This window comes from Pseudomonas sp. PICF141 (assembly GCF_002286815.1).
In the GTDB taxonomy this organism is placed as follows: domain Bacteria; phylum Pseudomonadota; class Gammaproteobacteria; order Pseudomonadales; family Pseudomonadaceae; genus Aquipseudomonas.
On sequence record NZ_MUNM01000043.1, the window covers coordinates 39,842 to 66,257 of the forward strand.

General features: G+C 58.8%; 22 protein-coding genes. 10 read left to right on the forward strand and 12 right to left on the reverse strand.

The window, feature by feature from the left end:
• Position 1: 1 nt before the first annotated feature.
• The 6 genes from pcaH to pcaR all read right to left on the reverse strand — a co-directional run bounded on the left by pcaH (position 2) and on the right by pcaR (position 6,269).
• The gene (pcaH, locus tag BZL43_RS11230) at positions 2-706 is read right to left on the reverse strand and encodes a protocatechuate 3,4-dioxygenase subunit beta (RefSeq protein ID WP_095632375.1); all 705 of its coding nucleotides are present in this window, start codon (positions 704-706) and stop codon (positions 2-4) included.
• A gap of 37 nt (positions 707-743) precedes the next feature.
• Positions 744-1,949 carry a 3-oxoadipyl-CoA thiolase gene (pcaF, locus tag BZL43_RS11235; protein ID WP_177409325.1) on the reverse strand — a complete coding sequence of 402 codons (1,206 nt, stop codon included), beginning with the start codon at positions 1,947-1,949 and terminating at the stop codon, positions 744-746.
• Complete coding sequence (locus tag BZL43_RS11240; protein ID WP_095632377.1) at positions 1,946-2,725, reverse strand: CoA-transferase subunit beta; 780 nt, start codon at positions 2,723-2,725, stop codon at positions 1,946-1,948. Before BZL43_RS11240 ends, pcaF begins: the two co-directional genes overlap by 4 nt.
• Complete coding sequence (locus BZL43_RS11245) at positions 2,725-3,582, reverse strand: CoA transferase subunit A (RefSeq protein WP_007903838.1); 858 nt, start codon at positions 3,580-3,582, stop codon at positions 2,725-2,727. The genes BZL43_RS11240 and BZL43_RS11245 overlap by 1 nt, the downstream gene beginning before the upstream one ends.
• 209 nt (positions 3,583-3,791) lie before the next feature.
• Complete coding sequence (locus BZL43_RS11250) at positions 3,792-5,138, reverse strand: MFS transporter (RefSeq protein ID WP_095632378.1); 1,347 nt, start codon at positions 5,136-5,138, stop codon at positions 3,792-3,794.
• A gap of 288 nt (positions 5,139-5,426) precedes the next feature.
• Entirely contained in the window at positions 5,427-6,269 is an 843-nt protein-coding gene (gene pcaR / locus BZL43_RS11255; protein WP_095632379.1) for a pca regulon transcriptional regulator PcaR, read from the reverse strand.
• Positions 6,270-6,935: 666 nt separating this feature from the next.
• Here pcaR and BZL43_RS11260 point away from each other — a divergent pair.
• Positions 6,936-7,136 carry a hypothetical protein gene (locus BZL43_RS11260; protein ID WP_007903846.1) on the forward strand — a complete coding sequence of 67 codons (201 nt, stop codon included), beginning with the start codon at positions 6,936-6,938 and terminating at the stop codon, positions 7,134-7,136.
• 376 nt (positions 7,137-7,512) lie between these two features.
• Positions 7,513-8,988 (forward strand): inorganic phosphate transporter, encoded by a 1,476-nt coding sequence (locus BZL43_RS11265; protein WP_095632380.1) that lies wholly within the window; start codon positions 7,513-7,515, stop codon positions 8,986-8,988.
• A 256-nt stretch (positions 8,989-9,244) separates the two neighbouring features.
• Here BZL43_RS11265 and ccoM read toward each other — a convergent pair whose 3' ends face one another.
• From ccoM to BZL43_RS11275, 3 genes are all read right to left on the reverse strand, one after another.
• Positions 9,245-9,361 (reverse strand): cytochrome c oxidase subunit CcoM, encoded by a 117-nt coding sequence (ccoM, locus tag BZL43_RS28725; protein ID WP_007906619.1) that lies wholly within the window; start codon positions 9,359-9,361, stop codon positions 9,245-9,247.
• A gap of 144 nt (positions 9,362-9,505) precedes the next feature.
• Entirely contained in the window at positions 9,506-9,667 is a 162-nt protein-coding gene (locus BZL43_RS28280; protein WP_007906621.1) for a hypothetical protein, read from the reverse strand.
• Positions 9,668-9,770: 103 nt separating this feature from the next.
• The gene (locus tag BZL43_RS11275; protein ID WP_095632381.1) at positions 9,771-10,112 is read right to left on the reverse strand and encodes an aspartate-semialdehyde dehydrogenase; all 342 of its coding nucleotides are present in this window, start codon (positions 10,110-10,112) and stop codon (positions 9,771-9,773) included.
• 230 nt (positions 10,113-10,342) lie between these two features.
• Here BZL43_RS11275 and rapA point away from each other — a divergent pair, with 230 nt between their 5' ends.
• Complete coding sequence (gene rapA / locus BZL43_RS11280) at positions 10,343-13,189, forward strand: RNA polymerase-associated protein RapA (protein ID WP_095632382.1); 2,847 nt, start codon at positions 10,343-10,345, stop codon at positions 13,187-13,189.
• A gap of 115 nt (positions 13,190-13,304) precedes the next feature.
• Here the strand turns inward: rapA and BZL43_RS11285 are convergent, their stop codons facing one another.
• The gene (locus BZL43_RS11285; RefSeq protein WP_095632383.1) at positions 13,305-14,654 is read right to left on the reverse strand and encodes an MFS transporter; all 1,350 of its coding nucleotides are present in this window, start codon (positions 14,652-14,654) and stop codon (positions 13,305-13,307) included.
• A 291-nt stretch (positions 14,655-14,945) separates the two neighbouring features.
• Here BZL43_RS11285 and BZL43_RS11290 point away from each other — a divergent pair, with 291 nt between their 5' ends.
• Positions 14,946-17,228 carry a bifunctional diguanylate cyclase/phosphodiesterase gene (locus tag BZL43_RS11290; RefSeq protein ID WP_095632384.1) on the forward strand — a complete coding sequence of 761 codons (2,283 nt, stop codon included), beginning with the start codon at positions 14,946-14,948 and terminating at the stop codon, positions 17,226-17,228.
• Here the strand turns inward: BZL43_RS11290 and BZL43_RS11295 are convergent.
• Positions 17,119-18,015: an NAD(P)-dependent oxidoreductase gene (locus BZL43_RS11295; protein WP_177409324.1), complete on the reverse strand. Its 897-nt coding sequence runs from the start codon at positions 18,013-18,015 to the stop codon at positions 17,119-17,121. The genes BZL43_RS11290 and BZL43_RS11295 overlap by 110 nt on opposite strands.
• Before the next feature lie 198 nt (positions 18,016-18,213).
• On the opposite strand from BZL43_RS11295, the gene BZL43_RS11300 reads away from it, so the two are divergent.
• Entirely contained in the window at positions 18,214-20,409 is a 2,196-nt protein-coding gene (locus BZL43_RS11300; RefSeq protein ID WP_095632385.1) for a hypothetical protein, read from the forward strand.
• Between the two features lie 281 nt (positions 20,410-20,690).
• On the opposite strand, the gene BZL43_RS11305 is transcribed toward BZL43_RS11300, so the two are convergent.
• A complete protein-coding gene (locus BZL43_RS11305; RefSeq protein ID WP_095632386.1) occupies positions 20,691-20,996 on the reverse strand; it encodes a DUF2288 domain-containing protein in 306 nt (101 codons plus the stop codon).
• Between the two features lie 352 nt (positions 20,997-21,348).
• On the opposite strand from BZL43_RS11305, the gene BZL43_RS11310 reads away from it, so the two are divergent.
• The 5 genes from BZL43_RS11310 (at position 21,349) to BZL43_RS11330 (ending at position 26,351) form a co-directional block, all read left to right on the forward strand.
• Positions 21,349-22,476 carry a branched-chain amino acid ABC transporter substrate-binding protein gene (locus BZL43_RS11310; RefSeq protein WP_095632387.1) on the forward strand — a complete coding sequence of 376 codons (1,128 nt, stop codon included), beginning with the start codon at positions 21,349-21,351 and terminating at the stop codon, positions 22,474-22,476.
• A gap of 232 nt (positions 22,477-22,708) precedes the next feature.
• Positions 22,709-23,632: a high-affinity branched-chain amino acid ABC transporter permease LivH gene (gene livH / locus BZL43_RS11315; protein WP_095632388.1), complete on the forward strand. Its 924-nt coding sequence runs from the start codon at positions 22,709-22,711 to the stop codon at positions 23,630-23,632.
• Positions 23,629-24,885 carry a high-affinity branched-chain amino acid ABC transporter permease LivM gene (locus tag BZL43_RS11320; protein ID WP_095632389.1) on the forward strand — a complete coding sequence of 419 codons (1,257 nt, stop codon included), beginning with the start codon at positions 23,629-23,631 and terminating at the stop codon, positions 24,883-24,885. The genes livH and BZL43_RS11320 overlap by 4 nt, the downstream gene beginning before the upstream one ends.
• Positions 24,882-25,649, forward strand: coding sequence for a high-affinity branched-chain amino acid ABC transporter ATP-binding protein LivG (livG, locus tag BZL43_RS11325; RefSeq protein WP_060541115.1), 768 nt, complete (start codon positions 24,882-24,884; stop codon positions 25,647-25,649). The genes BZL43_RS11320 and livG overlap by 4 nt, the downstream gene beginning before the upstream one ends.
• Positions 25,650-26,351, forward strand: coding sequence for an ABC transporter ATP-binding protein (locus tag BZL43_RS11330; RefSeq protein WP_030128348.1), 702 nt, complete (start codon positions 25,650-25,652; stop codon positions 26,349-26,351). It abuts the gene before it with no gap.
• The last annotated feature ends 65 nt before the right edge of the window (positions 26,352-26,416 follow it).

Here is a 26,416-nt window from a genome sequence, read left to right on the forward strand (position 1 = left end):
CTTATTTCTCCATCGGCGTGGCTTCGCGGCCGCGCAAGACGATGTCCCAACGATAACCGAGGGCGTAGGAAGGGATGGTTTTTTCCAGGTCGAAACGGGCGATCAGGCGCTCTTTGGCGCTGGTATCGGGCACGCAGTTGTAGATGGGGTCGTAGGCCAGCAACGGGTCGCCCGGGAAATACATCTGGGTCACCAGACGCGTGAGAATACTCGGCCCAAACAGTGAGAAATGGATGTGCGCCGGGCGCCAGGCGTTGTGATGGTTACCCCACGGATAGGCGCCAGGCTTGATGGTCTGGAACTGATACCAGCCATCGGCATCGGTCACGGTGCGGCCGGTGCCGGTAAAGTTAGGGTCCAGCGGTGCGTCGTGCAGGTCACGCGCATGGTTGTAGCGACCGGCGGCGTTGGCCTGCCAGATCTCCACCAGAATGCCTGGCACCGGCAGACCGTTTTCATCCAGCACACGGCCGTGAATGATGATCCGTTCACCCAGTGGTTCGCCCGAGTGCTGGGCAGTCAGGTCATTGTCCTGCTCCTGGATGCGCTCGGCGCCGATAGTCGGCCCGGTGATTTCCGACAGCGAATGAGGCAAAAACACCAACGGTTTGGACGGCGAGCGCAGGTTGGTGGATTGATAAGGAGGGTGCAGGTATTCCGGCTGAGTGCCCGCCTGTGGGCGACGGTAACCAGGTTTGTCAGTCATTGCGCTTTCCTCAATTCTTGTTAGTTACTGCTGGGTGTCAGACCCGTTCGATCGCCAAGGCCAGACCCTGGCCGACACCGACGCACATGGTCGCCAGTCCCTTCTTGCCACCGGTTTTTTCCAGCTGATGCAGCGCGGTCAGTACCAGTCGTGCACCGCTCATACCCAACGGATGACCCAAGGCAATGGCGCCACCGTTCGGGTTGACCTGGGCGGCGTCATCCGCCAGCCCCAGCTCACGCAACACCGCCAAGCCTTGGCTGGCGAACGCTTCGTTGAGTTCGATCACATCGAAATCGCTGACCGCCAGGCCTAGGCGCTCGGTCAATTTGCGCACTGCTGGCACCGGGCCGATGCCCATCACCCGAGGTGCAACGCCGGCGCTGGACATGCCGAGCACTTTGGCGCGAGCGGTCAGGCCGTGCTTTTCAACTGCTTCGGCCGAGGCCAGAATCAACGCCGCCGCACCGTCGTTCACCCCGGAGGCATTGCCAGCGGTGACGGTTTTGTCCGGGCCATTGACCGGCTTGAGTTTGGCCAGGGTTTGCAGCGTGGTGTCGGCGCGAGGATGCTCATCCTGATTGACGACACTTTCACCCTTCTTGTGGGCAATGCGCACCTCGACAATTTCTTCGGCGAAAAATCCGGCGGCTTGCGCGGCGGCTGTCCGCTGCTGACTGCGCAGCGCGAAAGCGTCCTGATCCTCGCGGGAAATTTCGTAATCGTCAGCCACGTTGTCGGCGGTCTGCGGCATCGCATCCACGCCGTATTGGGCTTTCATCAACGGGTTGATGAAACGCCAGCCGATGGTGGTGTCTTCCAGCTTCATGTTGCGCGAAAACGCCGCATCCGCCTTGCCCATCACGAACGGTGCGCGGGACATCGACTCGACGCCGCCGGCAATTGCCAACTCCATCTCGCCACTGGCGATGGCGCGGAACGCGGTGCCGATCGCATCCATGCCCGAGGCGCAGAGGCGATTGAGGGTCACGCCCGGAATGGTTTCCGGCAGGCCCGCCAGCAGCAACGCCATGCGCGCCACGTTGCGGTTGTCTTCGCCAGCCTGGTTGGCGCAACCGAGGAACACCTCGTCCACCGCGCTCCAGTCCACCGAGGGGTTGCGCGCCATCAACGCCTTGATCGGCACGGCAGCCAGATCATCGGCGCGAACCGCTGACAGACCGCCGCCGAAACGGCCGATGGGGGTGCGAATGGCGTCGCAGATATAAACGTCACGCATCAGGCTTCTCCAGGTGCTTGGCCGTGGGCGGCTGCGGTGCGGGCTTCCAGATCCCTGAGCGCCTTGAGTTCGACTTCGGTCGGCTCGGCGGTGTTTTCAACATGTTCTGCAAAACGAACAGCCCAACCGGTAGCCGCGGTCACTTGCTCCCGAGTCACGCCCGGGTGCAGCGCAGTGACGACGAATTCATGGGTGCCGGCTTCCGGTTCCATGATGCACAGGTCGGTAATGATGCCGACCGGTCCAGCGCCCGGCAGGCCGAGACGCTTGCGCGAATCACCGCCCTCGCCATGGCCGACCGAGGTGATGAAGTCGAGCTTGTCGACAAAGGAGCGCGCCGACTGCTTGAGGATGATCAATACGCTCTTGGCGGAACCGGCGATTTCCGGCGCGCCACCGGCGCCTGGCAAGCGAACTTTCGGCTGATGGTAGTCGCCCACCACGGTGGTATTGATGTTGCCGAAGCGATCGACTTGCGCGGCGCCGAGGAAACCGACGTCGATGCGTCCGCCCTGCAACCAGTAGCGAAAAATCTCACCGGTCGGGACAACAGTGTCGGCGGTTTCCGCCAGTTCACCGTCACCGATCGACAACGGCAGTACGCTGGGCTTGGCACCGATCGGCCCCGATTCATAGATCAGGACGACATCTGGCGAGGAAGTCAGGCGTGCCAGGTTGGCGGCTTTCGACGGCAGGCCGATGCCGACGAAGCATACCGAACCGTTTTTCAGACGACGGGCGGCGGCGACGGTCATCATTTCATTAGTGGTGTAAGTCATTACTTGGCCTCCGAAGCAGCGGCCAGTTTGGCCTGGAACTCGCTGAAGTCAGCGCAGCCATGGATGTACTCGTTGATCCATGCGGTGAAGGTTTCACGGTCACGGGCAATCGGGTCCCAGGCTTGATAGAAGCGGTTGTCGCGTTCGGTGTAACCGTGGGCGTAGGACGGATGCGCGCCACCTGGCACATGGCAGACCGCGCTCAAGGCCCAGGTCGGCAGCACGCAAGCGTTCATCGGTGCATTGAGGTCGTCGACGATTTCCTCGACAGTGACGATGCAGCGCTTGGCGGCCAGTGCGGCTTCTTTCTGCACGCCGAGAATGCCCCAGAGCAGTACGTTGCCTTTGCGATCGGCTTTCTGCGCGTGAATCACGGTGATGTCCGGGCGCACCGACGGTACCGCCGCCAGCACTTCGCCGGTGAACGGGCACGTGACGGTTTTGATCAGCGGGTTGACCTTTGGCAGGTCGGAGCCAGCGTAAGCACGCAACACCGCGAAGGGTAAGCCCGAAGCGCCCGCGACGTAGGCATTGGCCAGGTCGGCGTGGCTGTGTTCTTCGATTTCCAGCGCATGCGGCCACTGCCTTTCGACCGCGTCACGCAGACGGTGCAGAGAACCCACGCCCGGGTTCCCCCCCCAGGAGAAAATCAGCTTGCGAGCACAACCGGCACCGATCAACTGGTCGTAGATCAAGTCGGGCGTCATCCGCACCAGAGTCAGGTCTTTCTTGCCCTGGCGGATGATTTCGTGACCCGCCGCCGTAGGAATCAGGTGAGTAAAGCCTTCGAGCGCGACGGTATCGCCGTCGTTGACGAACTGCTTTACCGCGTCATGCAGCGAAAGGATTTCAGCCATGGGGCAGGCTCCCGTTTTGTTATGAACCGACAGTGGTAGAAAAAGGCGCGAGGTTCGGCGCCGGAATGACTGAAGGTTAAGCCCCTGAAAAACGCTAAACAATCCGATAATCGACTGAGTGTTCGTTTATCGAACAGATTGTTACTTCCCTACCGATTTCCTTTGCCGATCGTTCCCACGCGGAGCGTGGGAACGATCATCACCTGCCCTCAGGTCGCATCCGCATGGCTGACCATGCCCTTGATCACCACCGCCGTGGTCGCCAATGCGGCCGGAATCACCAGCGCCGTCAGCACCTGTTCGAAATTCCAGCCCAGGCCCAACAACGTTGCGCCCATCCAGGCACCCAGGATCGCGCCGAAGCGGCCAATCCCGAGCATCCACGACACTCCTGTCGCCCGGCCTTGAGTCGGGTAGAACCGCGCCGCCAGCGACGGCATCGCCGATTGCGCCCCGTTGACACACATCCCGGCCACCAGGACCAGGGTCGCCAGCAATGTGATGTTGCCCAGGCTCTGCCCTACCGCGTAGGCAAACACCCCGGCGAACAAGTAGAAAATGCCGATGACCTTGTGCGGATTGAACCGGTCCATCGCCCAGCCCACACCCACTGCGCTCAACACCCCACCGAACTGGAACAGCGCACCAATGAACGCCGCCTGCTCCATGCTCGCGCCGCTGTCACGCATCAGTGTCGGCAACCAACTGGTCAACAGGTAAACAATCACCAGGCCCATGAAGTACGTCAGCCACAGCAACAACGTGCCGGTGCTGTAGGTGCCGGAGAAGATCACCGCAAACACATTGCGCGCCTTCACGGTTTTCTGTTCCGGCACGCTGAAGCTCGAAGCCTGAGCCACCACCGTCGGGTCGATCGGCGCCAAGGCCTTGCGCACCTTGTCCGTGCCACGATTGCGCACCACCAGATAGCGCGCCGATTCCGGCAACCAGAACAGCAAGACGACAGCGAGGATCAACGGCAGAATCCCGCCGATCATCAACAGACTGTGCCAGCCGAAGGCCGGGATCAGCTTGGCCGAGATGAACCCGCCCCCGGCCATGCCAAGGTTGAAGCCGCAGAACATGCTGGTCACCAGCAGGGATTTTTTGCGCTCCGGTGTGTATTCGGACAGCAGCGTTGTGGCGTTCGGCATGCCGGCGCCCAGGCCCAGGCCGGTGAGGAATCGCAGTACCAGCAATTGGTCGACGTTGGTGCTATAGGCCGACGCCAGGCTGAAACCGCCGAACACCAACACCGCGCCCACCAATACGACTTTTCGCCCGAAGCGGTCAGCCAATGGGCCGGAACCCAAAGCGCCGAAGACCATCCCGATCAACGCCGCGCTCATTACCGGGCCGAGACTGGCGCGATCGATGCCCCAGTCCTGAGACAGTGCCGGCGCGATAAAACCCATGGCCGCGGTGTCGAGGCCATCGAGGAAAACAATCAGGAAACATAAAATCACCACCCGCCATTGGTAGCGCGAAATGGGTTGAGTGTTGATGAAGGACTGCACATCGAGGCAGTTTCCTACAGCAGACTGAGGCTGGTTCATTATTTTTATTCCACGCAAAGACGCAGTCGAACAGGTGTCAGCCGGGGCTGACGCTATGACAGGAAAGGAGGTCGGAATCAGGCAATCCGGTTTCGGCAGCTAAACCGATGGGAACAGCGACGGTCGGAAAACGTGCGCATGATGGTGCCTCTTCTCATTATTATTGGGGGCATGATCCGGCGATCGGGCTTAAGGCCAACAGTGCCGGATGACGCTGCCGCGACATTAATGATCCGAGGGAAAGAGCGTCAATTCGATAAACGCGACTCTGTGCGTTTATCGAACAGCTTAGGCAAAGAGCTGCGCGCTCAGGTCACGACTGGCGCTTAGCAGGCCCGGCAAGAAACGTTGCTCCAGCTCGTTGCGACTGACCCGGCCGGCGTGGGTGCTGACGTTCAAGGCCGCCACCACTTGGCCAGAAGCGTCGTACACAGGAACGGCAATTGAGCGCAGGCCCTGCTCCAACTCCTGATCAACAATGCACCAGCCTTGTTGCCGTACCTCTTGCAGGCATTCGAGCAACGCCTGGGGCGTATGCAAGGTGCGACTGGTCTTGGCCTGCAGCTCGGCATGGTCGAGGTATTCACGCAGTGACGTATCGTCCAGCGCGGCGAGAAGAATCCTGCCCATGGACGTGCAATAAGCCGGCAGTCGTCCGCCCACCGAAAGGTCGACGGAAATCAGCCGCTGGGTGGTCGCCGAGCGCGCAATGTACAAAATGTCATCGCCCTCCAGCGTGGCCATGTTGCAGGCCTCATGCAATTGCTCGCTCATGCGGTCCAGATAAGGCTGGGCAGAAACCGCCAAGGGCGTCGACGACAAATAGGCGTGGCCCAGGGTCAGTACTTTGGGCAGTAGCGAATAGGTACGCCCATCGGTGGTGGCGTAACCGAGCTTGATCAGCGTATGCAGGCAACGTCGCACAGCGGCGCGGGGAATTTCGGTGCGATGGCTGATCTGCGCAATGGTCAGGTGCCGCTTGCGTTCCTGGAACGCTTGCACCACCGCCAGGCCACGGGCCAAAGAGGTCATGAAATCCGGGTCACCGGTCAGCGCCTGGATTCGCTTGGCGGGCGAGGCAACGATCGGCGGTGCCACTGAAGCGAAGGAATTGCGCATTTGATCGTTCATATAGTTGTTTCCCACACGAATCAGCGACTATTACAAGCGGCTCCCGGTCTGACACACAAGCCTACGGCCGCCAAGATTGGGCGATTATCGAACCATGGATCGATAATCGCAATCCATGGTTGCTGAGTGTGCGCCCTGCTGCTTTCAGTCTCGGTGCAATACGTTTGTTATTTTCAGTCGCGTTTTAAAGAAGCACCCGTGTACTAATTCGTTCGGCTTAATGACGCCAGAAAGTCACCGCGGTAACTGGCATCACGGCACTGTAGTTGCCGGTAAAAGTTTGCGAGTAACAAAACAATCACACACGAGGAACTACTTTTAACTCCCAAGAGATAGTGTTCTTCGGATCGACCGCTATAATGCATCTCAACGGCGACCGGTTTTTTACGTGCCGATTTCGCCAACCGGCAGCGCAATATCCATTGCCGCTGTCCGCAGCAAGCGCCTGACGCTCATTTCATATGCTCCGCCAACGCGCTCGCTGAAACAGGAGACTGATGCTACGTCAGCTGTTTTTCTCTGGTGCCGTGGCCGCCTGCAACAAGGACGAATTGATTGCTCCGAGGGAACGATGCCGAGTCAGGCATTGTCCCTTCAACGAACGCGGTCAATAAATCGATGCAGCGCGTTTCACCAGAATTAATCTCAACTCAATCAGGTAGCACTGTGACGAAAGACGAACTGCGCGCGGAACTTGAGCGCCAGGAACAACGTTACAAGGAAGTTTACGGCGGGGAAGTCACCACCTACGCCGCTCAGCCCGAACCCGAACGCAAACCCTGGCGTAAACGCGCCACCGTTCAGGACCAGGCCTTCTCTCAGGAATTGCAGAAGATGGAAAAGGAACTCAAAGCCGAAGAGCCATGACTGCTTGGGTTTGAATTCTTTCAAGAGCCTGCATCTACACCTGTTAAAAGCGGGTTGTATCGATGATGCTTTTCGCGCCCGCTACAAGCGGGCGGCGGTCCCTCATCCATTGGATGAGGTAAATGGCTCCTGTCCGACCTTCTTCTCAGATATTTCACACACGCGTTCAAGCCTCTCGCCCTGCCGGGAGAAACCCTTGTGGCTACGGCCTTTGCAAGTCAATTCAATGACTTGTAAAACCCCGAAAAAACCTGGGGCCCGAGGGATTGCTACAAATTAATTCGTTGAAGAATGTAACCGATGAGCAGCTAGTGCATCGATTACCCATCTTTTCTGGCATAATCGCGCCCCCTTACGACCGGGTCAGAAAACCTTCATGATCGATTTATTCAGCGGACTGGATGCTTGGGTGCTTGTGAGCCTCTTCCTCGCCCTGGCTTTTGTCCTCGCCTTCGAGTTCATCAACGGCTTTCATGACACCGCAAACGCGGTGGCCACTGTTATCTACACCAAAGCCATGCCGCCTCATCTGGCGGTGTTCTTTTCCGGTGTGTTCAACTTCCTCGGCGTGCTGCTGGGCGGTGTGGGCGTGGCGTATGCCATCGTCCATTTGCTGCCGGTAGAACTGCTGATCAATGTGAATACCGGTCACGGACTGGCCATGGTGTTCTCGTTGCTCGCCGCCGCCATCACCTGGAACCTGGGCACCTGGTACTTCGGTATCCCCGCCTCCAGCTCGCATACGTTGATCGGTTCGATCCTCGGTGTCGGCCTGGCCAACGCCCTGATCAACGATATTCCGTTGGCCGATGGCGTGAACTGGCAGAAAGCGATTGATATCGGTGCCTCCCTGGTGTTCTCGCCAATGGCCGGTTTCCTGATCGCCGCCCTGGTGCTGATCAGTCTTAAATGGTGGCGTCCGCTGTCCAAGATGCACAAGACACCGGAACAACGCCGCAAGATCGACGACAAGAAACACCCACCATTCTGGAACCGTCTGGTGCTGGTGATTTCGGCGATGGCCGTCAGCTTCGTGCATGGCTCGAACGATGGCCAGAAAGGTATCGGCCTGATCATGCTGGTGCTGATCGGTATCGTACCGGCACAGTTCGTTCTCGACCTGAACAGCACCACCTATCAGATCGAACGTACTCGCGATGCGACCCTGCACCTGAGCCAGTTCTACGAGCGCAACCGCGAATCCCTGGGTGAGTTCCTGGCACTGGGCAAAAGCGTGAAAGGCGATCTGCCGGAGAAATTCCGTTGCAACCCGCAACAGACCGAACCGACCATTTCAGCGCTGCTTGGCACCCTTAAAGGTGTAGCCGACTACCATTCGTTGCCGTCGGAAAGCCGCATCGAAGTACGTCGCTACCTGCTCTGCCTGGACGACACTGCGAAGAAAGTCGCCAAGCTGCCAGGCCTCGCTGCCCGTGAAAAAGCCGACCTGGACAAACTGCGCAAAGACCTGACCACCACCACCGAATATGCCCCGTTCTGGGTGATTCTGGCGGTCGCACTGGCCCTCGGCCTGGGTACCATGGTCGGCTGGAAACGCGTGGTCCTGACCATCGGCGAGAAAATCGGCAAGCAAGGCATGACCTACGCCCAAGGCATGTCGGCGCAGATCACCACAGCGTGCATGATCGGCGCGGCGAACATCTTCAGCCTGCCGGTTTCCACTACCCACGTCCTGTCTTCAGGTGTGGCCGGCACCATGGTCGCGAACAAAAGCGGCCTGCAAGGAGGCACCGTCAGAACCATCCTGCTGGCCTGGGTCCTGACCCTGCCAGCCACCGTGGCATTGTCGGCCGGCCTGTTCTGGCTGGCGTCGAAGGCTCTGGCTAGCTGATACACAGCGGCATAAAAAAAGGCGCGTTCCGTGAGGTTCGCGCCTTTTTTATTGCCCGCATTTCGGTATTAGATCGTTCCCACGCTCTGCGTGGGAATGCAGCCCGGGACGCTCCGCGTCCCTTTCGAGAGCTGGAACGCGGAGCGTCCCTTGAGGCATTCCCACGCAGAGCGTGGGAACGATCGAACTGCGGACAAAAAAAAGGGCGACCGAAGTCGCCCAAAATGCCTTGCGTGCTCATTGCTCCAGAAAGACCCTACGGTTTTTTCCGCTTGTGCGAATCCTTCCAGATAAAAAATCCAAACCCTGCAAAAAACAGAACCATGAGGCCGACAGTCAGCACTCCGGCGATCACCACGTTGTCAAAAAACATGACTGGCCTCCTGCACTTGCCCTGTTGCGATGGCGCTAAGTTAACCAATCAGGCAGGAGAGAAAATTGACCGGGATCAATGCCGCCCTACAAGGGCGTAAAAGGAAGGGGAATAACTGACCTGCATCAATCGATGCAGGGTGTTTCAACGCTTTTTCGGTTTGTTCTTCGGCTTTTTCTTCGCTTTGCCCAACGGCATCGCCTGCTCGAACGCCTGGCGCACTTCGTTCAAGCGCTTTTCATTAAGGTCATGAACCCGCTTGGCGCGTTCGGTATTGAGGTCAATCAGCTTGTCATCTTGGCTCATGGCGTTCAGTGCATCGCTTGGAAATGAATTCAACTGCCGATAAAGGCGACAGGATTACGCCAATAATGCGGTCTGGCGAGTGCGCTGACCAGTAATCCGGCATTCAGATTTCGATATCGACCCACAACCCCTGACGCGGCTGATCCTCCATCAACGGCACCACCGGTACGGTGTTGTCGGCATTGAGCTCATTACCGGGAATCGCCAGGTGCTCTTCAGGATCTTCATCAGCCTCACGACGGCGGCGCTCCCGTTCCTGTTGCCGACGCTGTTCCTCGCGCAGCTGCAGGCCTGCCTCCTCCGGATCGCGCTTTTGCAGGTCGATGGTGCTTTCGTTGGAGCTTTCCTGCACCGGCACCACGGGCGGGATATCCGGGCGCTGGCGAACCGGATCCTGCTGTGACGTGATCGGTACGGCGCTCAAGGGAAGCATCGGTGGCAGCATATTATTAATCTCCTGTCAGCAAGCTGTCGGCTGCCGCAATGGCGACTTGAGCCATCGGTCACAAACTTGTGATCAAGCCTGGCACCGCAGGAGCTGGCGCAGCCTGCGATCTTTTGATCTTCAGCGTCTGAAAAGTTCGCATCCTCCGTCGGCGCGCGCATGTAATCCTTTGGCCCTGAAGGCTCATTCCGTTAAGATAGCCCGCTTTTTCAAGGTGGGAGTCAGGCAGCATGGCGCAGCAGTATCAACCGGGGCAACGCTGGATCAGTGACAGCGAAGCCGAGCTGGGTTTGGGCACCGTTCTGGCACAGGACGGCCGCTTGTTGACCGTGCTCTATCCGGCCACTGGCGACACTCGCCAGTACGCGCTAAGGAATGCGCCCCTCACCCGCGTGCGGTTTTCGCCGGGTGACAGCATCACTCACTTCGAAGGCTGGAAACTGACCGTCCAGGAAGTCGACGATGTCGATGGCCTGCTGGTCTACCACGGCCTCAACGCGCAGAACGAAGTGGTCACCCTGCCGGAAACCCAACTGTCGAATTTCATTCAATTCCGTCTGGCCAGTGACCGTCTGTTCGCCGGCCAGATCGATCCGCTGGCCTGGTTCTCCCTGCGTTATCACACCCTGGAACATACCAGCCGCCAGTTGCAATCCGCCCTTTGGGGCTTGGGTGGCGCGCGTGCGCAACCGATCGCGCACCAGTTGCACATTGCCCGTGAAGTCGCCGACCGCATTGCGCCGCGGGTTCTGCTGGCAGACGAAGTGGGCCTGGGCAAAACCATCGAGGCCGGTCTGGTGATTCATCGCCAACTGCTCTCGGGCCGCGCCAGTCGCGTATTGATCCTGGTACCGGAAAACCTCCAGCACCAATGGCTGGTGGAGATGCGCCGCCGCTTCAACCTGCAAGTCGCGCTGTTCGACGAAGAACGCTTCATCGAAAGCGATGCCGCCAACCCGTTCGAAGACACCCAGCTCGCACTGGTTGCGCTCGAATGGCTGGTAGATGACGAGAAAGCCCAGGACGCGTTGTTCGCCGCCGGCTGGGATTTGCTGGTGGTCGACGAAGCGCACCACCTGGTGTGGCATGAAGACCAGGTCAGCCCTCAGTATTCGCTGGTGGAGCAACTGGCCGAAGTCATTCCTGGTGTGTTGCTGCTGACCGCGACCCCGGAACAACTGGGTCAGGACAGTCACTTTGCGCGTTTGCGCCTGCTCGATCCGAACCGTTTCCATGACTTGCACGCCTTCCGCGCCGAGAGCGAAAACTATCGCCCGGTGGCCGAAGCCGTTCAGGAGCTGCTGGACAAGGGGCGCCTGTCGCCTGAAGCGCACAAGACCATCCACGGTTTCCTCGGCAACGAAGGCGAAGCCCTGCTAGCCGCCGTCAACGATGGCGATATCGAAGCCAGCGCCCGTCTGGTCCGCGAATTGCTGGACCGTCACGGCACCGGCCGCGTGCTGTTCCGTAATACCCGCGCCGCCGTGCAGGGCTTCCCGGAGCGCAAACTGCACCCGTACCCGCTGCCCTGCCCGGCCGAATACCTTGAACTACCATTGGGCGATCATGCCGAGCTGTACCCGGAAGTCAGCTTCCAGGCCCAGCCGGACGCCAACGAAGAAGAGCGCTGGTGGAAATTCGACCCACGTGTCGAGTGGCTGATCGACACCCTGAAAATGCTCAAGCGCACCAAAGTGCTGGTGATCTGCGCCCATGCCGAAACCGCCATGGACCTGGAAGACGCCCTGCGCGTGCGTTCCGGCATTCCGGCCACGGTCTTCCACGAAGGCATGAACATCCTCGAGCGTGACCGCGCCGCCGCCTACTTCGCCGACGAAGAATTCGGTGCTCAGGTGCTGATCTGCTCGGAAATCGGCAGTGAAGGTCGCAACTTCCAGTTCTCGCACCATCTGGTGCTGTTCGATCTGCCGTCGCACCCGGACCTGCTGGAGCAGCGTATCGGTCGTCTCGACCGGATCGGTCAGAAGCACATCATCGAACTGCACGTGCCGTACCTGGAAACCAGTCCGCAAGAGCGGCTGTACCAGTGGTACCACGAAGCGCTGAACGCATTCCTCAATACTTGCCCGACCGGCAACGCCTTGCAGCATCAGTTCGGCCCGCGCCTGTTGCCGCTGCTGGAAACCGCCGACGACGGCGAGTGGCAAGCGCTGATCGACGAAGCCCGCGCCGAACGCGAGCGTCTGGAAGCTGAACTGCACACCGGTCGCGACCGCTTGCTGGAGCTCAATTCCGGCGGCGCCGGCGAAGGTGAAGCGCTGGTCGAGGCCATCCTCGAACAAGACGATCAGTTCGCCTTGCCGATCTATATGGAAACCCTGTTCGACGCTTTTGGCATCGACAGCGAGGACCATTCGGAAAACGCACTGATCCTCAAGCCAAGCGAAAAAATGCTCGACGCCAGCTTCCCGTTGGGCGACGACGAAGGCGTGACCATCACCTATGACCGCAACCAGGCGCTGTCTCGCGAAGACATGCAATTCATCACCTGGGAACACCCGATGGTTCAAGGCGGCATGGACCTGGTCCTGTCCGGCTCGATGGGCAACACCGCCGTGGCACTGATCAAGAACAAGGCGCTGAAACCGGGCACCGTGTTGCTGGAACTGCTCTACGTCAGTGAAGTGGTTGCCCCGCGCTCGCTGCAGTTGGGCCGTTATCTGCCACCGGCGGCCCTGCGCTGCCTGCTCGACGCCAACGGCAACGATCTGTCGACGCGAGTGTCGTTCGAAACCCTGAACGATCAACTGGAAAGTGTACCCCGCGCCAGCGCCAACAAGTTCATCCAGGCCCAGCGCGACCAGCTGACGCCACGGATCAACGCCGGCGAAGAGAAAATCACCCCGCGTCATGCCGAGCGTGTGGCCGAGGCGCAACGTCGCCTGGCGGCGGATACCGACGAAGAACTGGCACGCCTGACCGCCTTGCAAGCAATCAACCCGACCGTGCGCGACAGCGAACTGGTTGCCCTGCGCAAACAACGTGAGCAAGGCCTGGCCATGCTCGACAAAGCGGCGCTGCGACTGGAAGCGATTCGGGTGTTGGTGGCGGGTTAAGTCCCTGCTGCTCCACCACTAAAAACAAGGCCCGCAGCGATGCGGGCCTTTTTTTGTCTGCTTGATTGTTGTGGTGTTCTTGACGGCCTCATCGCGGGCTTGCCCGCGATGGCGATTAGGCAGTCACCGCAGGACCCGCAGGCTCAACCACCGCCACCAACCCTTCCTTCATCCGCTTGGCATCGCGTACAAAACACCGCGAGGCCAAAAACAGAAACACCATGGTGAAGAACAGCGCCACCGGGATCAGGTACATCGCGTCATGCAAACCCACCGCCTTGTACGCCTCGGTCATCTGTTCGGCACCCGCCGAAAGCATCGCACTATGGGCGAAGTGATCGGACAAACCGCCGACCACCACCGGCCCCAATCCGCCGCCCAGCAAATACAGACCGGCGAAGAACAACGCCATGGCCGTAGCGCGCAGGCGCGGTTCGACCACGTCCTGGATCGCCGTGTACACGCAGGTATAGAAGTTGTAGGCAAACAGCCAACCCAGGCTGAATACCGCGACAAATACGCCGATCTCGATGCGTCCGGCGTGCAGCGCCCAAGCGGTGCATACGGTCGAAATGATCAGGCTGAACGCCGCGAACAGCAGCCGACCATTGGCTACGCGCTGGTGAATCTTGTCAGCAATCCAGCCGCCGAGCGTCAGGCCGAACAGCCCGGTTACCCCAACGATCACCCCGGTCGCCACGGCTGCGTCCTGCAATGGCATCAGAAAATATCGCTGCAGCATCGGCACCAGAAACGAGTTGCAGGCATAAGTCGCGAAGTTGAAACACAGCCCCGCCATGACCAGCCACAGGAAAGTCGGCACCGCCAGCACTCGACGGATCGGCCGGTCCACGCGTTCCTGAGACACTTGCACGTTTTCCGCCGCGCCGCGCTTGGGCTCTTTGATGAAGAACATGAACACCGCCAGGATCAGCCCCGGTACCGCCGCGATAAAGAACGGCGCGCGCCAGCTGTCGAACGCCTTGACCATCCAGCCGATGGTGAAGAACGCCAGCAGCAACCCCAACGGCAACCCCAGCATGAAAATGCCCATGGCCCGAGCCCGACGATGAGCCGGGAACAAATCGCCGATCAGTGAATTGGCGGCGGGTGCGTAACTGGCTTCACCGATGCCGATGCCCATGCGCACGATCAGGAAACTCCAGAAACTGCCCACCAGCCCGTTGACCGCCGTCAGCCCGCTCCAGGTTGCCAGGCCCCAGCCCATCAACTTGCTGCGCGAACCGGTATCGGCCAATCGGCCAAGGGGCAAGCCGGCAATGGCGTAAACGATGGTGAATGCGGTGCCGATGATCCCCAGTTGAAAATCACTGAGGCGCCATTCCATGCGGATCGGCTCGATGATGATGGCCGGGATGGTGCGATCGAAGAAGTTAAACAGGTTGGCCAGGAACAGCAGGAACAGAATGCGCCAGGCATTCGCCGCTTGGGTCGAGTTCTGCATGGGTCCGTCTCTTTATTGTTATTGGGGCTTCACTGCCAGCGCATTCGAGCCCGGAACCGTCAATCTAGTCAGGCGCACCCGAACTGTCTGTAATTATTCGTAATGCTGATACCCATCCATGGCAGCCATTGCGAGCCATGAAACAATTTATTTCCAATCGTTCTAAATGCCATTCCAAAAACATTGGGACTAAGGTGCCATCACCGCTTGCGCTCCTTTCAAGGCCTCTATACTGCAAGCATTCGCCAGCGTGCACGGCGCAGGCCAGGGAATTCAGAGACGGGACATGCTATGGAGTGGCTTGGTTTGCATTTCATGACCGGGCTACCAGAGAAGGGGCAGGTCATACTCGATTGCACCCATAACCCGTTTTTGGTCTTGCTGGCCTATCTAGTGGCTTGCGCGACCGGTTTCGCCACACTGGGCATGACCGAGCGGGTCGGCCAAGTGGAAAAACCCGCCACCCAGCGACTTTGGCGCTGGGTCGGTGCCGGGTGTCTGGCGGTCGGTATCTCGGCCATGCATTTCATCAGCATGCTGGCGTTCCAGGCGCCAATCGAAATCCATTACCACTTACCCACTGTCCTGCTCTCGCTGTTGTTCGTCCTGATCGCCGCATGGCTGGCCATGCATACCCTCAGTCATCCTCAGCTCAATTTCTGGCAATACTTGCAGGCCGCCGTGTGGATCGGCCTGGGCATCGCAACCATGCATTACGTGGGCATGGCCGCTCTGCGATCGAATGCGATGGCTTACTACCAACCCGTTCTGTTCGCGCTCTCCATTGTGATCGCCATCGGTGCCAGCCTGGCGGCGCTGTTGATTTCCAGTCACTTGCGCGATGGCGCCGGCGTGTTTCATCAATTGCTCAAATACACCGCCAGCCTGGTGCTCGGGGCTGGCATCGTAAGCATGCATTTCACCGGCATGGCGGCGTTCAGCCTCGTGCTGCCCGCCGGCAGCCTCGGGCCGCTGCCCGGCGACAACAATCACATGCAACTGGGTCTGACGGTGGCGGTAATGACGCTGCTGATCATCGGCAGCGTCATTACCGCTGCATGGGCCGACAAGAAGCTGCAACACAAAGAGCATGACCTGCAACGGGTCAACGCCCTGCTCAGTCAACTGGATCAGGCACGCCTGTCGCTGCAACAGGTGGCGCATTACGACCCCTTGACCAGCCTGATCAACCGACGAGGCTTCAATCAGATCTTCGCCGAGAAACTCATCCAGAAAACCAATGAAGGCGGCATGCTGGCGGTGATGTTCCTCGACATCGACCATTTCAAGCGGATCAATGACAGCCTCGGCCATGACGCCGGTGACGAATTGCTTAAAGTTCTGGCCGGCCATATCAAGACTGCAGTGCGCAGTCATGAAGACGTGGTGGCGCGTTTCGGTGGCGATGAATTCTGCATCCTCATCACCTTGTATGACCGTGAAGAAGCGCGGCAGATGGCCCAGCGCATCATGCTGAAAATGAAGGAACCCATCGAATTGTCGGGACGGCGCATGGTCATGACCACCAGCATCGGCATCAGCCTGTTTCCCGAAGACGGCAAGACGTGCGAAGAACTGCTGAAAAACGCCGACCTGGCGCTTTACCAGTCCAAGGATGGCGGTCGTAACGCCCTGCATTTTTTCAGTGCGAACCTGAAAACCCGCGCCACCCTGGAGTTACAACTTGAAGAAGAACTGCGGTATGCCCTGCGCGAAAACATCGGCTTGATGCTGTATTACCAACCGATTTATGACCTGAGAATCGGCCAGGTCAGCAAACTTGAAGCGCTGATTCGCTGGCAACATCCGGTTCACGGGTTGCTCACACCGGACCGGTTCATCACCATTGCCGAAGCCAACGGCCTGATCGGCGAACTGGACAACTGGGTGCTGCGCAAGGCTTGCGAGGACTTGAGCGAGCTGTCCCATCCCGATTGCGAAGAACTCAAAATTGCAGTGAATTGCTCACCCTTGAACCTGGCGCGAGAAGAACTGGCCGACGAAATCGAACACGCCCTGCACGCCTTCGGGGTAACACCACAGCGCCTTGAACTGGAAGTGACCGAGAATGCGCTGATGGGCAATATCAGCAACACCCTGGTGTTGCTGCGCCAGATTCGCGCCCTCGGGGTCTCGTTGTCGATCGATGACTTCGGCACCGGCTATTCATCCCTGGCCTACCTCAAGCGCCTGCCATTAAACACATTGAAGATCGACCGCTCGTTCATTCAGGACATCCCCAAGGCTACCCAGGACATGGAAATCGTCCAGGCCATTATCGTCATGGCGCATACCCTGCATTTACAGGTCGTCACCGAAGGCGTCGAAACCCTGGAGCAATACGACTTTCTCGAACGCCATGGCTGCGATTTCGTTCAGGGCTACCTGCTCAGCCGTCCGGTGCCGCTGGCCGAGTTGCGTCCAGTGCTGGCCGAAATCAATCAGCGCAAGCACATGCACACCGTCAATCCTTTGAGCTTGGCTCACGGTACAACTGCACTAGCGTCGACGGATCCTTTTCCAGGTAACCCTGGCCCCCATGGAGGCGCATCAGTTGTGCGGCCAATCCGCTGATCGGTGTGGCCGAACCCTGTTCACGGGAAAATTTCACGGCAGTGTCCAGATCCTTGAGCAGCGTGCGTACGTGCCATTTCACCGGTTCGAAATGGCTGTCGGCCATTTGCGGCGCAAGAATCTGCAGCGGTTTTGAATCGGCGAAACCACCGGCGAGCGCCTCGGCGATCAGCCCGGCGTCGACGCCGGAACGCTCGGCCAAGGCCACCACTTCGGCAATGACCAGGGCATTGCACGCCACGATCATCTGATTGCAGGCCTTGGTCACCTGCCCCGCACCGACAGCGCCCATGTGAGTCACGCGCTGGCCCAGGGTCAGCAACACCGGGCGCACGCGCTCAAGGTCAGCCGCCTCGCCACCGACCATGATCGCCAGGCTGCCGGCCTGGGCACCGACCACTCCACCGGAGACCGGCGCATCGAGCCAACTCATGCCGGTTTTACTGGCCAGTGCATTCGCCATTTCCCGCGTCGCCGTGGGTTCCAGGCTGGAAAAATCCACCAGTAGCTGGCCGCTTTTCGCCCCCTCGGCAACGCCTGCCGCGCCAAACATCACTTCCTGTACGACAGCGGTGTCGGCCAGACACAGCATCACCACATCAGCGTGTGAGCACAATTGGGCCGGTGTCGCCACTTGCCGCGCGCCGGCCTCGACCAGCGCGGCGCACTTGTCAGGGTTACGGTTCCACACCGTCAGCGGATAACCCGCCGCCAACAGGCGTCGGCACATTGGCAAGCCCATCAAACCGATTCCGGCAAACCCCAGCGCTGGCAACGTTGCCATCATTTAGCCTCCTTTTGATTAAAGATCATCGAATATTGGCCGATCCAGCATGACCAAGGAAAGGATTCCCCCGAGCGATGCACAGGTCCAAGACCCTGACGCTTGGGCCACATTCGCGCTGAACAAAGACGCGAGATCTCATTCCGTGATGACTCGATGACACTTGTCGCCGAGCCGACCAGTCCAGGTATATGGCGCACAATGACTTCTAAAAATAATCCGGCAACCGCGATATCCGACCTGACCCTGAGCCCCGCGGCGAACAGCCCCTCCTCGTCGAAGCCATTGACCCCGTCGCGTCCGCTGGCGACCCAGCAATACCTGTACTTCACCGAAACCAATACCGACCGCATCCTCGACAACCTCGACGGCCTGCGCGACATGGTATTCCCGCGCCCGCCCCATCTGGAAGGCGACAACGAACAACACAGCGATCAGGAATTCCCGTCGGTGTGCCTGATCGGCCTGGGTCGCTGTGGTTCGAACATCGCGCTGGACGTAGCGGAACTGGTGTACAACGCCCGTAAGTTCTACCTCAACGAATTCAACAACGAAGATCGCCTCTCGCCAGACAAACGCTACGCCGAAAAGGGCTACAGCCCGGCGCAATGGATACGAAACAACCTGCGCCTGGGGTCGAACAAGGCCAGCAAACCGGTGTTTCTGGTCGAGCCGCTGGTGATGCTCGGCGACCTGGACAAGGACATCGCCGGCCGCATCCGTTTCTCGCGCAAGGGCGAAAAAAGCGGCTTTCTGCGCGATTACAGCAAAATGAAGATCATGGATTTGTCGGAAGTCCACGCCGGTGGCGCCGGTAACGCGCCGATCCTCGGCCAGTACCTGGCCAAGATCATCCTGAACAAGGATACCCAGCGGTTCTCCAGCCCTGACTGGAAGATGATTCATTCCTACCTGATCGACAGCTGCGGGATCAAGGCGAATCAGTCGCGCCTGTATTTCTCGATCTTCAGTGCCGGCGGCGGTACCGGTTCGGGCATGGCCTCGGAGTTCGGCCTGGCCCAGCAGCACTCGTACATGAACAAGACGTTCGACACCAAGCCGATGGACGAACACGACAGCAAAAGCGGTCATTCCTTCGTCTTCGAGCCGATCTTCACCAGTGGCATTTGCGTGTTGCCGAACATCTCCGATCACCGCAGCGAAATGTCCGAGGCGCTGCACATCAATGCCGGTCGCCTGCTGTGCAAATACCTGTCGGAAGAGTGGGACTTCTCCTACAACTTCGCCAACGAAGACAGCAGCGAAGCCAGCGTCATGGGCCGTATCCGCCCATGGAACGCGATGATGCTGATCTCCAACGACATCATGCGTTATGCCGAAGAAAGCGATGACGGCAACATCCAGAACATTGATGTCAATGCCATGGAAAAGCACGCCAACCAGTACATCTCACAACAGATCTTCAACATTCTGACGGCGCAGGCGGTCACTACCGACTACGACCAGAACTATTTCCGTCGTGCCGGCATCGACATCGGTGAAACCATTCGCCTGGACGCCAACGACCTGTTCATGAGCCTGGCCGGCCCTGTGGCAATTGCTTACGCCGAATCCGTCGTGCCAGAAACCCCGCCGCCGAGCAGCGACAAGTTCAAGGTGTTCGAAAAAGAACCGCAACGCCTGAACATCGACGACCTGTTCTTCCGCTCCATCGACCTGCCGCACTTCAACAAGGTCACGCAGGCGATCGAAGGCATCAGCCTGTTGCCGATCGAGTCCAAGCGCTATCGCGCCTCGCTTGAGCAGTACAAGAATTCGGGCTATGACGCCGCCGCGTTGCACGACCTGCACTTCTTCAAGAATTGTTCGTCGGTGGTGTCCATTGTGTCCTTGCCCAAGGACTACAAGCTGTCCTACATGGACCTGAACCGGTTGAAGACCCACCTCAACAGCCTGTTCCCCAACACCACGCTCAAGCGTTACGCGTTGGTAATCGGCGCCTCGGCCAATTTGTCGCTGACCACGCTGATCGCCAAGAGCCCATGCCTGTCGGACGACTTCCTGACCCTGATCGTGGCCTTCATCAAGCGCTGCTTTGCGAAAAACCCCTACCGCTTCGACGAGACGCTGGACAACTCGATCCTGGACTTCATCATCAGTGAAGACTTCGACGAAGACCGTATCGACGAGTTGCTCAACGAATTCGAAAACCCGGCGAAAATCCTCGATACCAACTGGTACGCGATCAAACCGATGTACGAGAAGAAGTACCGCGAACTGATCAACGACAGGGACAAGTTTGTCTCGATCAATGACATTCGCTTGTCCCGGGATTGCGTGAAGAAGTCGATCAAATATTTGCGTGAGATCTATCGTCACCGGATTGGCAAGACCAAGGTTATTTCGCTGAATAACCATACCGGCAAGACGGCTTAACTCACCTACTGTCGATCGTTCCCACGCTCTGCGTGGGAATGCCTCAATGGACGCTCTGCGTCCGTTTTGGGACGCAGAGCGTCCCGGGCTGCATTCCCACGCGGAGCGTGGGAACGATCACAATTAAGCAGCCCGTCGGCTGCTCAATAAACTGTTCCCGTTACGTTTACGTCACCCTCGCCAAGACCCTTCTGTGGCCTTTCTCTACGGCAACATGCCACCACGCTACGCGGCTACACACTTTTAACCGGCAACGTAGCGCACCAATTAAGTGCAAACGTTCAACTCGTCGCCCTTTCCTGGATCAGAATCCACGGTGAAACGACCACGGCCCACAGCTCGGGATCGCGCTCGAAAATATCCAGCGCCCGCGTTTCAGACAGCTTGGCGACCTTGTCGGCGGCCAGCCAGGCAGCGACTTTCTCGCCTTCATCGGTTGCTACCGCCTCTGCCACCGCGATCAAATCCAGGCCGGAATCGACCCACAATAGGGCACCCTTGGCGAAGAATGGCTCCAACTCTTTCCAGGTAATAGATGCGGTCTCACCAAGCAGCTTGGCATAGAGGGTGCTAGGTTCTTGAATCATGGGTTCGTGTCCGCAAAGAAAAATCGACGTGAATGATAACGTCGGTCATGCGCCAGAAAAACCCGGATGCAATTGCGTTACCGATTGAAAAACGTAGGAAAGCCAAGGAATGCAGCTGAATTCAAGTAGTAGCCAGCTAACATCCCGCCGTGATTCTGTCTTTTTCTTTCAATAAAGCGACACCCTCAGGTTTTGCCCCCCGGCGCTGCCTTCCCAGGCTGACAATCGGCGCTCTACACTGTACCGGTACAGTTGCCGGGGGCATTTTCCGGAGGATATCAACGATATCTGACCCGGTTCTGCTGCTACGGCGCCAGGACTATAAAAACTACAACAGTAAGAGTGGAGCACTATGACTAAGGCTACTAAGCAGATTTCAAAACTGTTTGCCGCTATGGTTCTGGCCGGGGTTGCCAGCCATTCGTTCGCCGCTGACACCATCAAGATCGGCATCGCCGGCCCTAAAACCGGCCCTGTAGCCCAATACGGCGACATGCAGTTCAGTGGCTCGAAAATGGCCATCGAACAAATCAACGCCAAGGGCGGCGTCGACGGCAAGAAGCTCGAAGCCGTTGAATACGACGATGCCTGCGATCCAAAACAGGCGGTTGCTGTTGCGAACAAAGTCGTCAACGACGGCGTCAAGTTCGTGGTGGGTCACCTGTGCTCCAGCTCCACTCAACCGGCGTCCGACATCTACGAAGACGAAGGCGTGATCATGATCACTCCGGCTGCCACCAGCCCGGACATCACCACTCGCGGCTACAAGATGATCTTCCGTACTATCGGCCTGGACAGCGCCCAGGGCCCTGCCGCCGGTAACTACATCGCCGATCACGTCAAACCGAAAATCGTTGCTGTGTTGCACGACAAACAGCAATACGGTGAAGGCATCGCCAGCGCCGTTAAAACCACCCTCGAGAAGAAAGGCGTCAAGGTTGCCGTGTTCGAAGGCATCAACGCCGGCGACAAAGACTTCTCTTCGATGGTCTCCAAGCTCAAGCAAGCCAACGTCGACTTCGTCTACTACGGCGGCTACCACCCAGAGCTGGGTCTGATCCTGCGTCAATCCCAGGAAAAAGGCCTGAAAGCCAAGTTCATGGGTCCGGAAGGCGTGGGTAACGACTCCATTTCGCAGATTGCCAAGGAAGCTTCCGAAGGCCTGCTGGTGACCCTGCCGAAGTCCTTCGACCAGGATCCGGCCAACATCGCCCTGGCTGATGCGTTCAAAGCCAAGAAAGAAGACCCGAGCGGTCCGTTCGTGTTCCCGGCCTACTCGGCTGTGCAAGTCATCGCCGAAGGCATCAAGGCCGCCAAGAGCGAAGACACCACCAAAGTGGCTGAAGCTATCCACAAAGGCACGTTCAAAACCCCGACTGGCGACCTGTCTTTCGACGAGAAGGGCGACCTGAAGGACTTCAAATTCGTGGTTTACCAGTGGCACTTCGGCAAACCTAAAACTGAAGTTTCGCCTCAGTAAGGCCTGGCCTGACTGACTGCCAATAAAGCCCACGGCGTGCCGTGGGCTTTATTTTACGAACGTATTGGGCTGCGCTGGCGTGATCCGCCGGTCTTCCCACCTGAAAATCTCAAAACCGTCATCAGCGGTTCGCTGGCAAACCTCGAATTCGAAGTGGATGCAGATCCACGGGGCTCGAGCGGGAAAATGACTCCACCAGTGAAATGCGTATCAGGTTTTTAGGAGCGCTGTAATGCCTGACATTTATCATTTCTTCCAACAGCTGGTTAACGGTCTGACCGTTGGCAGCACGTATGCCCTGATCGCCATCGGCTATACGATGGTTTACGGCATCATTGGAATGATCAACTTCGCCCACGGCGAGGTGTACATGATCGGCTCTTACGTGGCGTTCATCGCCATCGCCGGGCTGGCCATGCTGGGACTCGACAGTGTCCCGCTGTTGATGACCGCGGCTTTCATCGCGACCATCGTCGTGACCAGTGCCTATGGTTACAGCATCGAACGGATCGCCTACCGCCCGCTACGCGGCAGCAACCGTCTGATCCCGCTGATTTCCGCCATCGGCATGTCGATCTTCCTGCAGAACACGGTTCTGCTGTCGCAAGACTCCAAGGACAAATCCATCTCCAACCTGATCCCCGGCAACTTCGCCATCGGGCCAGGTGGCGCACATGAAGTGCTGATTTCCTACATGCAAATCGTGGTGTTCGTGGTGACGTTGGTCGCCATGCTCGGCCTGACGCTGTTCATCTCCCGTTCTCGCCTGGGCCGCGCCTGCCGCGCCTGTGCCGAAGACATCAAGATGGCCAACCTCTTGGGCATCAACACCAACAACATCATCGCCCTGACCTTCGTCATCGGTGCCGCCCTGGCGGCCATCGCGGCCGTGCTGCTGAGCATGCAATACGGCGTGATCAACCCGAACGCCGGTTTCCTGGTCGGCCTCAAGGCCTTCACCGCAGCGGTACTGGGCGGTATCGGCAGCATTCCCGGCGCGATGCTCGGCGGGCTGGTGCTTGGGGTGGCGGAAGCCTTTGGTGCCGATATCTTCGGCGACCAGTACAAGGACGTCGTGGCGTTCGGTCTGCTGGTTCTGGTGTTGTTGTTCCGGCCAACCGGCCTGCTGGGCCGTCCGGAGGTTGAGAAAGTATGACTAGGAATCTTAAACAGGCGTTGTTCAGCGCCTTGCTGGTGTGGGCGGTTGCCTACCCGGTACTGGGTCTGAAACTGACCATTGTCGGCATCAACCTCGAAGTCCATGGCACTAGCACTTCCACGCTGATCACCATCGCCGTGTGCTCGGTGCTGATGTTCCTGCGGGTGCTGTTCGACCAGCAGATCAGTTCGGCCTGGAAAGCTTCGCCCAACTTGCCGGTGATCCCGGCCAAAGCCAGTAACTTCCTGACCCTGCCGACGACCCAACGCTGGATCATCATCGCGTTGATCATTGGTGCTCTGGTCTGGCCGTTCTTCGGCTCTCGCGGGGCGGTGGACATCGCCACGCTGGTGCTGATCTACGTGATGCTCGGCCTGGGCCTGAACATCGTGGTCGGCCTGGCCGGCTTGCTCGACCTGGGCTACGTCGGTTTCTATGCCGTCGGCGCCTACAGTTATGCGCTGTTGTCGCATTACTACGGCCTGAGCTTCTGGATCTGCCTGCCGATCGCCGGGATGATGGCGGCCACCTTCGGCTTCCTGCTCGGTTTCCCGGTGCTGCGTTTGCGCGGTGACTACCTGGCAATCGTGACGCTTGGTTTCGGTGAAATCATCCGTCTGTTCCTGCGTAACCTGACCGACCTCACCGGCGGCCCGAACGGTATCAGCAACATCGAGAAACCGACGTTCTTCGGCCTGACCTTCGAACGCAAAGCTGCCGAAGGCCTGCAGACGTTCCACGAATACTTCGGCCTGCCGTACAACTCGATCAACAAGGTGATCTTCCTTTACCTGGTGGCGTTGTTCCTGGCGCTGTTCGCGCTGTTCGTCATCAACCGTTTGCTGCGCATGCCTCTGGGCCGTGCCTGGGAAGCGCTGCGTGAAGACGAAATCGCCTGCCGTGCGCTGGGTCTCAATCCTACGGTCATCAAGCTATCGGCCTTTACCCTCGGTGCTGCGTTCGCCGGTTTCGCCGGCAGCTTCTTCGCCGCGCGCCAAGGCCTGGTGACACCGGAGTCCTTCACCTTCATCGAGTCGGCGACCATCCTCGCCATCGTGGTGCTGGGCGGCATGGGCTCGCAACTGGGCGTCGTACTTGCCGCCACAGTGATGATCCTGTTGCCGGAAATGATGCGTGAATTCAGTGAATACCGCATGTTGATGTTCGGCGCCTTGATGGTGCTGATGATGATCTGGCGTCCTCAGGGTCTGCTGCCCATGCAACGTCCTCACATGGAGCTGCGCAAATGAGCCGCGAGATCCTTAAAGTCGAAAATCTGAGCATGCGCTTCGGCGGCTTGCTGGCGGTCAACGGCGTCGCCCTGAGCGTGAAAGAAAAACAGGTGGTGGCACTGATCGGCCCCAACGGCGCCGGCAAGACCACGGTGTTCAACTGCCTGACCGGTTTCTACAAACCGAGCGGCGGCAGCATCCTGCTGGACGGCGAGCCCATTGAGGGCCTGCCCGGCCACAAGATCGCTCTCAAAGGCGTGGTGCGGACTTTCCAGAACGTGCGGCTGTTCAAGGACATGACCGCGGTCGAGAACCTCTTGATTGCCCAGCACCGTCACCTGAATACCAACTTCCTGGCCGGTCTGTTCAAGACGCCGGGCTTTCGCAAAAGCGAACGCGAAGCCATGGAGTTCGCCGAGTACTGGCTGGAAAAGGTTAATCTCAAGGAATTCGCCAACCGTCCGGCCGGCACCCTGGCTTACGGCCAGCAACGTCGTCTGGAAATCGCCCGTTGCATGATGACCCGTCCGCGGATCCTCATGCTCGACGAACCGGCCGCCGGCCTGAACCCGAAGGAAACCGAAGATCTGAAGGCGCTGATCAGTGTGCTGCGTGAAGAGCACAACGTCACCGTACTGCTGATCGAACACGACATGAAACTGGTCATGAGCATTTCCGACCACATCGTCGTGATCAACCAGGGCACGCCCCTGGCCGACGGCACGCCGGAACAGATCCGTGACAATCCTGAAGTGATCAAAGCCTACCTGGGGGAAGCGTAAATGCTGCAGTTCGAAAACGTTTCCACCTTCTACGGCAAGATCCAGGCGCTGCACAGCGTCAACGTCGAAGTTCGCCAGGGCGAGATCGTGACCCTGATCGGCGCCAACGGTGCGGGCAAGTCGACCCTGCTGATGACTCTCTGCGGTTCGCCGCAAGCCCACAGCGGCAGCATCCGCTACATGGGCGAGGAGCTCGTTGGCCAGGACTCGTCGCAGATCATGCGCAAGAGCATCGCCGTGGTCCCGGAAGGTCGTCGGGTGTTTGCCCGCCTGACCGTGGAAGAGAACCTCGCCATGGGGGGATTTTTCACCGACAAGGGCGATTATCAGGAACAGATGGACAAGGTCCTCGGACTTTTCCCACGCCTGAAAGAACGCTTCGCCCAACGCGGCGGCACCATGTCGGGCGGCGAACAGCAAATGCTCGCCATCGGCCGTGCGCTGATGAGCAAGCCCAAGCTGTTGCTGCTCGACGAGCCATCGCTGGGTCTGGCACCGATCATCATCCAGCAGATCTTCGATATTATCGAGCAGCTGCGCAAGGACGGCGTGACGGTGTTTCTGGTGGAGCAAAACGCCAACCAGGCACTGAAAATCGCTGACCGGGCCTATGTGCTGGAAAACGGCCGGGTGGTGATGACAGGAACAGGTGAAGCGCTGCTGACCGACCCGAAAGTGCGCGAAGCGTACCTCGGTGGTTAAGCCATTGCGGTAAACAAAAAACGGCCTTCGCAGGCCGTTTTTTTATGCCTGCTACAACCCCACAC